The organism is Halapricum sp. CBA1109 (assembly GCF_009741825.1).
Taxonomy (GTDB): Archaea; Halobacteriota; Halobacteria; order Halobacteriales; family Haloarculaceae; genus Halapricum.
This window is the reverse complement of the sequence record NZ_WPCA01000092.1, coordinates 1-11,028: the sequence shown is the minus strand read 5'-3', so window position 1 is coordinate 11,028 and position 11,028 is coordinate 1. Positions and strand designations below refer to the sequence as shown.

Annotated in this window: 16 protein-coding genes and 1 tRNA gene; 8 read left to right on the top strand and 9 right to left on the bottom strand. The window is 66.4% G+C overall.

Annotated features, from left to right (window positions below):
• Positions 1-254 precede the first annotated feature (254 nt).
• Positions 255-644, bottom strand: a complete 390-nt coding sequence (locus GJ629_RS10795; protein WP_157513044.1) for a DUF192 domain-containing protein — start codon at positions 642-644, stop codon at positions 255-257.
• Between the two features lie 81 nt (positions 645-725).
• Here GJ629_RS10795 and GJ629_RS10790 point away from each other — a divergent pair, with 81 nt between their 5' ends.
• Positions 726-1,556 carry a deoxyribonuclease IV gene (locus GJ629_RS10790; RefSeq protein ID WP_157513042.1) on the top strand — a complete coding sequence of 277 codons (831 nt, stop codon included), beginning with the start codon at positions 726-728 and terminating at the stop codon, positions 1,554-1,556.
• Positions 1,557-1,562: 6 nt separating this feature from the next.
• Positions 1,563-2,354: a class I SAM-dependent methyltransferase gene (locus tag GJ629_RS10785; protein WP_157513040.1), complete on the top strand. Its 792-nt coding sequence runs from the start codon at positions 1,563-1,565 to the stop codon at positions 2,352-2,354.
• On the opposite strand, the gene GJ629_RS10780 is transcribed toward GJ629_RS10785, so the two are convergent.
• Complete coding sequence (locus GJ629_RS10780) at positions 2,355-3,017, bottom strand: hypothetical protein (protein WP_157513039.1); 663 nt, start codon at positions 3,015-3,017, stop codon at positions 2,355-2,357.
• A gap of 125 nt (positions 3,018-3,142) precedes the next feature.
• On the opposite strand from GJ629_RS10780, the gene GJ629_RS10775 reads away from it, so the two are divergent.
• From GJ629_RS10775 to GJ629_RS10765, 3 genes are all read left to right on the top strand, one after another.
• Entirely contained in the window at positions 3,143-4,087 is a 945-nt protein-coding gene (locus tag GJ629_RS10775) for a DUF2332 domain-containing protein (RefSeq protein WP_231754589.1), read from the top strand.
• A gap of 148 nt (positions 4,088-4,235) precedes the next feature.
• Positions 4,236-4,970: an alpha/beta fold hydrolase gene (locus tag GJ629_RS10770; protein ID WP_231754588.1), complete on the top strand. Its 735-nt coding sequence runs from the start codon at positions 4,236-4,238 to the stop codon at positions 4,968-4,970.
• Positions 4,970-5,929, top strand: a complete 960-nt coding sequence (locus GJ629_RS10765; RefSeq protein WP_157513038.1) for a TIGR00269 family protein — start codon at positions 4,970-4,972, stop codon at positions 5,927-5,929. The genes GJ629_RS10770 and GJ629_RS10765 overlap by 1 nt, the downstream gene beginning before the upstream one ends.
• Before the next feature lies 1 nt (position 5,930).
• Here GJ629_RS10765 and GJ629_RS10760 read toward each other — a convergent pair whose 3' ends face one another.
• From GJ629_RS10760 to GJ629_RS10730, 7 genes are all read right to left on the bottom strand, one after another.
• Positions 5,931-6,188, bottom strand: coding sequence for a hypothetical protein (locus GJ629_RS10760; RefSeq protein WP_157513036.1), 258 nt, complete (start codon positions 6,186-6,188; stop codon positions 5,931-5,933).
• Positions 6,185-6,547, bottom strand: coding sequence for a hypothetical protein (locus GJ629_RS10755; protein WP_157513035.1), 363 nt, complete (start codon positions 6,545-6,547; stop codon positions 6,185-6,187). The genes GJ629_RS10760 and GJ629_RS10755 overlap by 4 nt, the downstream gene beginning before the upstream one ends.
• A complete protein-coding gene (locus tag GJ629_RS10750; RefSeq protein WP_157513033.1) occupies positions 6,511-7,209 on the bottom strand; it encodes a hypothetical protein in 699 nt (232 codons plus the stop codon). Before GJ629_RS10750 ends, GJ629_RS10755 begins: the two co-directional genes overlap by 37 nt.
• A 78-nt stretch (positions 7,210-7,287) precedes the next feature.
• On the bottom strand, positions 7,288-8,505 hold the full coding sequence (gene ftsZ, locus GJ629_RS10745; RefSeq protein WP_157513031.1) for a cell division protein FtsZ: 1,218 nt from the start codon (positions 8,503-8,505) through the stop codon (positions 7,288-7,290).
• Between the two features lie 4 nt (positions 8,506-8,509).
• Entirely contained in the window at positions 8,510-8,698 is a 189-nt protein-coding gene (locus GJ629_RS10740) for a ribbon-helix-helix domain-containing protein (RefSeq protein ID WP_157513029.1), read from the bottom strand.
• 231 nt (positions 8,699-8,929) lie between these two features.
• Entirely contained in the window at positions 8,930-9,511 is a 582-nt protein-coding gene (locus tag GJ629_RS10735; RefSeq protein ID WP_157513028.1) for a zinc ribbon domain-containing protein, read from the bottom strand.
• A 70-nt stretch (positions 9,512-9,581) separates the two neighbouring features.
• Entirely contained in the window at positions 9,582-9,809 is a 228-nt protein-coding gene (locus GJ629_RS10730) for a hypothetical protein (protein WP_157513027.1), read from the bottom strand.
• Between the two features lie 131 nt (positions 9,810-9,940).
• On the opposite strand from GJ629_RS10730, the gene GJ629_RS10725 reads away from it, so the two are divergent.
• From GJ629_RS10725 to GJ629_RS10715, 3 genes are all read left to right on the top strand, one after another.
• Positions 9,941-10,014, top strand: a tRNA-Tyr gene (locus GJ629_RS10725).
• 166 nt (positions 10,015-10,180) lie between these two features.
• Positions 10,181-10,612, top strand: a complete 432-nt coding sequence (locus GJ629_RS10720) for a Rieske 2Fe-2S domain-containing protein (RefSeq protein WP_157513025.1) — start codon at positions 10,181-10,183, stop codon at positions 10,610-10,612.
• A 7-nt stretch (positions 10,613-10,619) separates the two neighbouring features.
• A complete protein-coding gene (locus tag GJ629_RS10715) occupies positions 10,620-10,916 on the top strand; it encodes a hypothetical protein (RefSeq protein ID WP_157513023.1) in 297 nt (98 codons plus the stop codon).
• Positions 10,917-11,028: the final 112 nt, after the last annotated feature.

Here is an 11,028-nt window from a genome sequence, read left to right as displayed (position 1 = left end):
CGAAGATTTCGAGATGACGAGAGAGCTACGGCTCTCTCGGACCACGCGCTTCGGGCTCTTCGAGCCCTGTAGTGCTTTCGTCGCCGGGGTTCCCGGAACTGGCTTCGCCCTTTCAGTTTGCCGGAAGACGCCGTCTTCCGGCCGCCCGAAAATCTTCGATTTTCGCAGGCCCCCAGGATTCGGCTGGTTGGACTGCAGAAACAAGCTCTTTGTTCGGTGCGTATCTGAACACTACCTCAATCCGCAAAAAATACCTACTCCTCGAGGCGAACGGTGTCGCCCGTCTCGACGCCGTCGGCCGCACCGGCCGGGAGTTCAACGATGCGGTCGGCTTTGGCCCCGCCCATCCCGACCCACGGCCTGAGCGTCGCCGTCTTCACGACCGTCTCGCCCTGCAACCAGAGGACGTCGAGCGACATCCTGACGAACAGCATATGGATGAACCGCCACTTGACCGCGTCGTCGCCGCCGACGGGGAGTCGCCGCGCCAGCGCCGAGGGCTCGAACTCGAACACCAGCGCGTACTCCTCGGGAATCGACGACCTGAACATCAGCCCCTTGGAGGTCTGAACGAACCCTTTGGCTATCTCGGCCTCCGACGCCAGCACCCGACTCTCCGACTCCGTCTCGTGGACGACGCGCATACAACCGCGATAGACCACCACGGAGAAAACAGTACCGCCGGCTTCGAAGCCCCTATTGGCCGGCCGCTACTGGGATCAGGTATGCACATCGGAGCCCACACCTCTATCGCCGGCGGCGTCTACAACGCCGTCGACGAGCAACTGGAGTACGACGGCAACTGCGGCCAGATATTCAGCCACTCCCCGCAGGTCTGGCAGGACCCGAACATCGACGACGACGAGGCCGAGCAGTTCCGCTCACTCTCTGAACAAGAGGGGGTCGGCCCGTGGGTCATCCACTCCTCGTATCTGGTCAACCTCTGTACGCCCAAAGACGACCTCCGCGCGAAGTCTATCGACTCGATGCAAAAAGAGGTCGACGCCGCCGCGAAACTCGACATCGAGTACGTCAACGTCCACCTCGGTGCCCACACCGGCGCGGGCGTCGAGGGCGGACTGGACAACGCCGCCAGCGCGCTGGACGAACTCGACATCCCCGAGGGCGTGACCGTCCTGATCGAGTCCGACGCCGGCAGCGGGACGAAACTCGGCGGCGACTTCGAGCACCTCGCGGGCGTCTTAGAGCGCTCCGAGCAGGACCTTGAGGTGTGTCTCGACACCGCCCACGCCTTCGCGGCGGGATATGACCTCTCGACGGCCGAGGGCGTCGCGGAGACGTTCGAGGAGTTCGACGATATCGTCGGGCTGGAGACCCTCTCCTGTGTCCACCTCAACGACTCCAAACACGAGTGCGGGACGAACAAGGACGAGCACGCCCACCTCGGCGAGGGCCACATCGGCGAGGAGGGCATCGAAGCGGTCGTCTCCCACGACGCCCTCGCGGACGTGCCGTTCGTCCTCGAAACCCCGACCGAGGACGGCCGCGGCTTCGCTTGGAACGTCGAGCGTGCCCGTGAGCTACGGGCCAGATAACCCCGGATGCGACAGTTCAGCGCGAGCTACCTCGAACACACCCGCCGCGGGATGTGGGCCGACAGCCGGGACGCACTCGCGGACCTCGACCTCAGGAGCCGCCAGCGAGTCCTCGACGTGGGCTGTGGCACTGGCGAGTTGACGCGCGTCCTGCGGGAGGCAGTGCCCGGAACCGTGCTCGGGTGTGACGCCGACCGGGACCTCGTCGACGGCAACAATATGGAACCGGGCCTGCGCGACCGTATCGTCGCGACGCTTGAGGACGGGGTCGTCGACCTCGCGGTGTGTCAGGCGCTGTTGATCAACCTCCCCGACCCCGCCGCGGCCGTCGCGGCGTTCCGGCGAGTGTCTTCGGACCTCGTGGCGGCGGTCGAACCGAACAACGCCGCTGTCACCGTCGACTCGACCGTCGAGAGCGAACCGGCGCTGGCCCGCCGCGCACGACGGCTGTTTCTCGACGGCGTCGAGACGGACGTGACGCTGGGAGCCGACGCCGCCGCGCTGTTCGAGGATGCTGGTCTGACCGACGTTCGGACCCGCCGCTACGACCACGAGCGAACCGTCGAACCGCCCTACTCCGAGGCCGAACTGAACGACGCCGGAGAGAAGGTCAGCGGGGACGGTCTCGACCGCTCGAAGGCGACTATCCTCGCCGGTGAGACGAGCGAAGCCGAGTTCGATGCCCTCCGAAACGACTGGAAGGCGATGGGCCGGGCCGTCGTCGAGCAGATGCAGGACGGCGACTACCGCCGGACAGAGACGGTCCCCTTCTACGTCACCGTCGGGCGGGTCCCCTGATCACACTACGTCACCGCGGACCGACGCACCGTCCTGTCGCTCCCGGTAGGCCCGGAGGGCGTCGGCGGCCGTCTCGGCCTCGTTCTCGTCCATCCCGAGCATCGACAGCGACTCCGAGAGCGTCGGCAACACCAGCTCACCGTTACGAAGTTTTTCGAAAGCCTCGTCGCTGCGTTCGGTCTGGTCGCCGTCGCTCACCCACAAACAGACCCCGCGGGGGTCCAGTATCTGCTCGTAGTTCTCCCGCGCCCGAGCGCCCTTCAGTCGCTGGGTGACGTTGTCCTCGAAGGAGGCGTTACACACCTCCAGGTGGATCGGTTCGTCCTCGAGGAGGTGAGCGGCCAGACACCGCTCGGGGGCGGCGTGGCCGCTGTCGTTGGCCCGGACGTACTCCGGATACTCGTCGGCCCACTCGGCCCGAACCGTCTTGCCCACGCCCTCGACACCCAGTGACTCCCGGAACTCGGCCTCCCGGTCGGGATCGTCCCGGAAGAGGATGTCCTTGGTGAGGTAGATGTCCAGTCGCTCGACGGGATCGAGCCCCAGCGCCACGTCGCCGTAGACCCACACCTCGCGGACGGGCACTGGCATACGGTCGTCCTCGACGGTGGCGACGATCTCCTCGACGCGGTCGAGGGCCGCCCCGCGGTCGAACTCGCTCATTACTCTCCGTCAGGGGGCCCAGCGTCAACTGTCTCTCGGTTCGGCCACCGCCGACCGCGACCCCGTGCGGCACGCCGGCACACGGTTGCGGTATCCTTACTACTCGGGGCCGAAACTCCGGAGGTATGGACGACGACCCGAGCGTCGCCGCCGCCTTCGAGGAACTGGCACGGTGGGCCGACGGCCCGTCCCCGCTGTACGAGCGGCTCTGCCGGGCCGCTGCCGCCGATCCCGCCCTCCGCGCGCTCGCCCGCGAGGTCCCCGACGACCGCTCGACTGCGAACGTCTTCCTCGCTGCCGTCCACCGAACGCTGTTCGATCACTCGGACCATCCGCTCGGAGAGTACTATCCGACCGTCGCGGACGATCCCCGGCCGCCCGACGACGGCCTGGGGGACGCCCTTCGGTCGTTCTGTGTGAGCCACGCCGGATCGCTCCGACCGCGCCTCCGGACCCGCCGGACCCAGACGAACTCGGTCCGCCGGAGCGCCGTACTCTACCCCGCCATCACACACGTGGCCGACCGGGTCGAAGGGCCGCTCGCGCTGGTCGAACTCGGCCCCAGCGCCGGTCTCAACCTGCTGGTCGACCGCTACGAATACGATTACAGCGGTTCGCCGGCGGGCGATATCGGTTCGGCGGTGACCATCGAGACGGACCTCCGGGGCGGCGACCCGCCGCTGTCGACCGACCCGCCGGCGATCCACTCCCGGACCGGGATCGATCTGAACCCGCTGGACCTGACCGACCCCGAGGACGCGGCGTGGCTGCGGGCGCTCGTCTGGCCCGACCAGCGCGAACGCCACCGTGCGCTAGCGAGCGCCATCGACCTCGGCCGCGAGGACCCACCGGAGATAGTCGCGGGGGACCTGCTCGCGGATCTACCGGCGGTCCTGGAGTCGATCCCGGACGACGTGCCCATCTGCGTCTTCGACACGCTCGTTCTCTACCAAGTTCCCGACGACGTGCGGGAGCGACTGGGGAGCACGATCCGCGAGTACGCCCGTGAGCGACCGCTGCACTGGCTGGCCGGCGAGGCGGAGTTCGGCGATCACGACGCATCCGCCTGAACTGGACCCGCAAGACCGACGCCGGGGTCGAGACGGACCTACTGGCGGCCTTCGAACAGCACGGCGAGTGGGTCGAGTGGCAGGGGGTGTGACCGCAGGTGGCGGTAGCGCCACCGCGTTTTTGAGCCACCCGGTCGAACGCCGCCCTATGGAGTTCGACCGTTTCGGCGACGACGAGGACCCGTCGCTGTTGTTCGTCCTCGGATGGGGAAACCGCACCCACCACGAGCCAGTCCGGTGGCTGATCGACCACCTCAGCGAGGAGTTTCGCGTCCACACGGCGACGCTCCCGGTCCACGTCACCGACGTACAGGCCGAGTGGGTCCGGCCGGTCGAGCGCTACGCGGCGGACCTCGATTCGCCCGCACTGTTGGGTCACAGCGCCGGCGGACTGACGGCCGCCCACACCGATATCGACGCGCGGACGCGGACCTACCTCAGCCCGTGGTGGGGGTACCCGCCGGCGACCCGCGGCCCGCATATCGACCTCGTGGCGAAAATCCCGCTCGACGCGAAACTGCTCCCCAGCGGTATCAACGCGACGGCCCTCGGCGCGCACGCGACCGAGCGACAGGTCGAGGAGACGCCGTCCCGGGTGTCGCCGCGGTTCCTCCGGGCGACCCGTGCGGCCCACGAGTCAGTCCCCGAGGCGGACGAGGACGCGTCGTCTTCTGTTCGCTGTCGGACCGGGTCGTCTCGCTGCGGGCCATCGGCGACACCGTATCGAGCGAACGGCTGGTCTCTACGACGGCGGGCACGAACTGTTCTCCTCGCGCTCGCGGGAGGCCCACCTCGACACCCTGCTTTCGGTGTGTCGAGAGGGACCCGACGCGCTCGACTAGCAACGAAACCCTCAGGCCCGTGGGCGACAAGCCTCGGGTAATGAACTGCGACAAGTGCGGCGCCGACGCGGTGATGCACGCCGCCTACTCCGGCCTGCACCTCTGTGAGGAACACCTCCGTCGGGCCGTCGAGAAGCGCGTCCGTCAGCGTGTCCGCGAGGACGGCCTGATCCCCGACGACGCCACGCCCGAGGACCCGGTGACGTGGGTCATCGGCCTCTCGGGGGGGAAAGACAGCGTCGTCCTCACGAAGATTCTCCACGACACGTTCGAACAGGACCCCCGAATCGAACTGGTCGCCCTCTCCATCCACGAGGGCATCGAGGGGTATCGCGACGCCAGTCTCGACGCCTCCGAAGAGTTGACCGCCGAGTTGGACATCCGCCACGAGACCGTCAGCTACGCCGAGGAGTTCGGTATCGAGATGGACGACGTCGTCGAGGACGACCCCGAGAACATGGCCGCCTGCGCCTACTGCGGGGTGTTCCGCCGGGACTTACTGGAGACCTACGCCGAGGCGCTTGAGGCGGACCTGATGCTGACGGGCCACAACCTCGACGACGAGGCCGAGACGGCGCTGATGAACGTCTTCGAGGGCGATATCGAGCAGATGGCCCGCCACTTCGACGCCAGCCTCGGCCCGATGGACGAACGCTCCGAGCAGGACCACCACGTCCCGCGGGCCAAGCCCCTCCGGGACGTCCCCGAGAAGGAGGTGGCCCTCTACGCGCATCTGGCCGACCTCCCGGCCCACATCACCGAGTGCCCCCACGCCGAGGAGGCCTTCCGCGGCGAGGTCCAGGAGTTGCTGCTCGGACTGGAGGACGACCACCCCGGGACCCGCCACTCGATCATGGCCGGCTACGAGAGACTGGCCGCCCTCGCGGCCGAAGCCTACGGCGACGACGCCGACCTCGGGGAGTGTGACCGCTGTGGCGCGACGACAGCACGGGACATCTGCCGGAAGTGCGCGCTGGTCGAGGCCGTCGAAGCAGTCTGAGTCAGAGAAAGAGCAGGGCGATGCCCGCGAGGACGCCCACCGCGCCGACGGCCACACCGAGGTTCGCCTGCCGTCGCGGGAGCATCTCCCGGGCGTCCAGCAGGATAGCCGTCCCGAGGACCAACACGCCCGCGAGGAACACCGTCGGCGGCAGGAGCGGGAGCGCCTGCTCCTCCTGATGGGGCGACCCAGTGTTGTGGGCGAGTGCGGTACCGGTCGCCAAGAGACAGCTACAGAGGAGTCCGAGAGGCCGCTTCATACGCTCACCTCGGGGGCCGTGTCCGGCACCGCGACGTAGGTCAGCAGGAGGCCGGCGAGGGCACTCAACACGACCGCACCAGTCCAGACGTGAACCGTCCAAGTGATCAGCCACCCGAGGGCGACCACCGCGACGCCGAAGTACGCCGCGCCGAACGAAAGCGGGACGGCCACCCCGAACAGACGGATTCCGGGTCCCGAGAGCGGGAGCGTCTGGACCAGCAGGTCGGCGACGAGACCGGCAGCGAGGACCGAGACGACCAGCGGTCCGGCGACCGGTGTCGTGGCGAACGTGATCGCACCCGGAAACAGGAACACGAGCGTCAGCGCGCCCGGCGGGAGGTCGAACCGCCGGGCCAACAGGAGCCCAGCTCCGACCAGCAGCGACGGGAAGACGACGAACGTGGCGACGCCGAGTTCGCGGCTCCCGAAGCTTCCCCCGAACGCCGTCGGTTGGTGAGCGGGTTGACGATAGCCGAGAACAGGCCGACGATGGCGAACGCGAGCCCCGCCGACAGCAGCGCCGGCAGGAGCGCGAGGCCGGTCGGTGGCTCCGCACGACGCCAGGCCGAACGCAGCGGCGAGGACAGAAACAGGACGCCGCCGGTCGCCAACAGTAGGTGGGTCGGACTCGTCAGCGCCTCGACGCCCTGCTCGAAGCCGAAGGTGCTGTGCCAGAGAAAGTCGCCGACGCCGCCGAAACCAAAGAGCACGACGCCGAGGACGCCGACGCCGTACCCGGTCGGGACCGCGTCGACCCAATTCGCGCCGGCGCGCCGACGGCCGACGGTTGCGAGGCCGAGCGTCGCCGCGATGCCGAGAAACGCCGTGTAGAAAAAGACGTGTTCGGGCGTGAAAAATCCCTCCTCGGCGAAGGAGATGTTCCCGACGGCGTGGGCGCGAGCGTCGAGGGCGACACCGAGAACCATCAGCGCCGACAGCGCGGTGACGGCGATGTCCAGTCGATCCCGTGTCAGTTCGGGCATCGACCACGACGACCGTGTGAGCGATTCGCTCACCATACCCGACGGTAGCGATGCGAGCGGCTTACGCTTTCGGGAGTGTGAAAGAAGGCGATTACGGGCCGCGGAGTACCAGCCTCAGTCCGTCCGGATGACGTCCAGCCCGTTGTTCTTCTCGAGTTCGCTGCGGCCGCCGTCGGTCTCGCCGAACTCGGTCGCGTTCGCGCTCGAGTGGGACCCGCCGCCGACGTCGGTCTCGACGTTCTGGCTCGCGTCGAAGTCGACCTCGTCGGGGTCTTTGATCGCCTGACGGGACTTGTCGGCCTGCTTCTGGGTCGTCGGACCCAGCACCTGAGCGCTCTGGACGCCGGTCATGATGGCCATAACGCGGACCTTGCCCTTGTACTCTTCCTGGATGCGGGCGCCCCAGATGACGTTGGCGTCGGCCTCCAGACGGTCGGTGATCTTCTCGGCGATGCCCTCGGCCTCCTTCAGCGTGAGGTCGGGGCCGCCGGTGATGTGGACCAAGCCGCCCGAAGCACCGCGGTAGTCGACGTCCAAAAGCGGGTGGTTCATCGCGTCTTTGACCACCTCGTCGGACTTGTTCTTGTCCTGTGTTTCGCCGACCAACATCACCGCGACGCCGCCCTTGTTCATAATCGCGGTCATGTCGGCGTAGTCGAGGTTGATCAGCGAGGGCTGGGTGATCGTCTCCGAGATGCCCTTGACCGTCTCGGCGATGATCTGGTCCATCACCGAGAAGGCCTTGCCGATGGGCAGGTTCGGGACGTAGTCGAGCAGCCGGTTGTTGTCGAGTACGATGATGGAGTCGGCCTCGTTGCGCAGTTCCTCGAGGCCCTCCTCGGCTTTGACGGTGCGGGCTCGCTCGACGTTGAACGGCGTCGAGACCATCCCGACGACGATAGCGCCCTGTTCTTTCGCTATCTTCGAGACGACGGGTGCCGCGCCCGTGCCCGTCCCGCCGCCCATCCCGGCGGTGACGAACACCAGATCGGCGTCGCCCAGCACTTCCTTGATCGTCCCCTGTGCCATCTCGGTGGCTCGCTCGCCCATCGAGGGGTCGCCACCGGCGCCGAGGCCGTTGGTGAGAGACTTGCCGACCAGAATCTTCGTGTCGGCCTCGATCATCTTGAGGTGCTGTTTGTCGGTGTTCAGCGCGATGGTGTCCGCGCCGTCGACGCCGATGTTGTACAGGCGGTTGACCGTGTTGTTGCCAGCGCCGCCACAGCCGACGATGACGATCCGGGGGTCGCCGAAGCCGTCGCCGTCCGCGTCGTCGATCTCCCGCTGCTCCGCCTCCTCGTGCTCGAGTGCTTCTTTGACTATATCTTGCATGGATCTACACCTTGGCCCAGGTGCGGCGCTTGCGCTTCTCGGAGGGGCGCTCCTGGTCTGTGCCCTCCTCGCTGATCATATCACGAACTGCTGATCGAATCGCCTCGCTGCGATTGGGGTACTCCCCCGTTTCGACCATTCGTTCGACCTCTTCTATCTGCTGTTTCGGAATCCGTAGTGTCACACGCTCCATTTTTTGATCGTTCCCCTTTGGGTAAGACGGTGCCGAGCGCACGTACGCCGGCCGTTGTACACAGCGAAACCGCGCGACGGCGACGGCCTCATCGGAACCGACCTCGCTGTGTAAGACGATCCGTCTTACGCAAGGTGTACCACAGACCACGGCATAATAAAAGTTAGGGTCAACGTATGACACGTCCGGGTTTCGGGACGTAAACGTCCCCTGTGCGCCGTATACGCCCGATTAGCTCTGGTCGAGTACGTCGGCGGCGGGCGTCCGGCGGCCACAGCTCGGGCAGAAGCCCCAGTCCGAGCGTATCTCGTCGCCACACTCACAGAACACCCGGTGAGACGCTTTCTCGCCGCAGTTCGGGCAGTAAACGTGGGACTGCGACAGGGTCTCGCCACACTGTGAACACGTGTTAGACACCTCGTCGGCGTCGTCGTCGGCGGTGCGCTCCGGTGTCTTACGGTCGGCGTCGCCGTGTGACGGAGCCGACGACGGTTCGTGTGACGCCGTCTCGTCGGTGTCCGCTGTGGCCGTTCCGTCGCCGTCTAACGTGATGTTGACGTTGATATCTTGGGGCTGAGCGGGCGTAAACGCCCCGTCGAGGCGGTCGGCGATGATGGCGTCGACACGTTCGGTGACGAGTTCGTCGAGGCTGTCGGACGCGGCGTCGTCCGTCGGCGGTGTCGACGGGGACGCAGCGGCGTGCTCGTCGAGATACTCGCGCAGCGCGTCTCGCATGACCTCGCTCTTGGAGGCGTCGAACTCCTCCAGTCTGGCGATTAGGTCGTCGTCTGCGCGGAACGTGATCTTACTCATCCGATTCGTCGTACACGATGTCTTCCGGGTATTTCAATCTTCCCGAGCGTCTGACGGGCGTCTGTCGGACCTACTCGAACGGATCGAACGATAGCGTCCACGACTCGCCGCAGTCGGGACACGTTATCTCGTGGACGTCAGACCGGAGGAGCCGCGAGTTCGTCTCCACCGCCAGTTCGTCTGCGCGCTCGGCACACGCGATGTGAAAGCCCGTCTCACAGCCGTCACACGTCACCGACCGGCCGCCGCGTGCGAGTTTCTCGCCACAGTACGCACACGAGAGGAGTGCCTGCTGCATCAGTTGTCTCTCACTGACAGAGATATATAATGGTTTTTCGTCTGGTATCGGTCGTGAGAACGGCGCGACCGGCGCGCGGCGGTGCGAATAATAACCCTTAAGTCTGCTTGCCGGGCTACGGATAGTTGCGACCGCCCTTAGCTCAGACTGGTAGAGCAGTCGACTGTAGATCGACTTGCCCCCCGTTCAAATCGGGGAGGGCGGACTTTTCCTGCGAACAACGTGAGCAGTGAGAAATCTCTTTCGACACGATTTGAGCTTGTGAGTCGCGCGCAGCGTAGCGGGGACGTCTCACAGTGTTCAAATCGAGGAGGGCGGCGGCGAACGAACGCCGGACGTAGACATAAGACGCTCCCGACGCTATCGGGGGTATGGCGCCACGATACCGGTTGACGAGCGTCGACACGGTCGAACAGGAGGGGTCGTGGTTGTTCACAGTGCGGGACGCACACGGCGAGGAGACGGAGGTCGTACTGGTCCCGTGCGGGGAGTCGGACGCCCCACCGGTCGAGGCGTGGGTGAACCGCTGTACGCACGAGGACCAGCGCCTCCACCGGGAGGGAATCGGGGCCGTGACCCGGGACGGCGGTATCGTCTGTCCCAAGCACGGGTCGGTGTTCGACGCCTGTTCAGGGTTCTGTGACAACGGCGAAGCCGCCGATACGACGCTGCTGTCGGTCGATATCGACGTCGAAGACGGGCAGGTCTACCTCGCCGACGACGAGGCGACGTACCTCCGGACGGGACCAGCCGACGACGATGACGACGACGGCCCGCAGTCGACATCGCACCTCCAGTTCTGAGGGGGCGATGGCCGCAGTCGAGTCGTCGGTACACGCGGCGTTCCCGTTCGGGCGCGCGTACGGGAAATCGATGGACGGGACCGCCGTGAACGGTCGCCCCCTTTTTTGGGAGTTCCAGCCGTTCGTACTGCCGTGGTCACATATGGGTGTCCTTGACCGGTCGACGTGGTTTGCGCACGGTGAGGAGAGCGACCGGGATCCCTACCGCTGTGTCTCTTGTGGGCAGTCACTCCCCGTGCAGTATCACTCCTGTCCCGAGTGCGGAAGCTACGACATTCGGGCGGCGAAATGGCTCGACGACTGATAGTGTTTCTTGTCGCTGTGTACCGGTTCGATCGCCCGAGTTCGTTCCTGCGGAGTGACACGACGCAGGGCTCGGGAGCGACAGCGTGCGCCTCCCGGTGGGCGGTCGATGA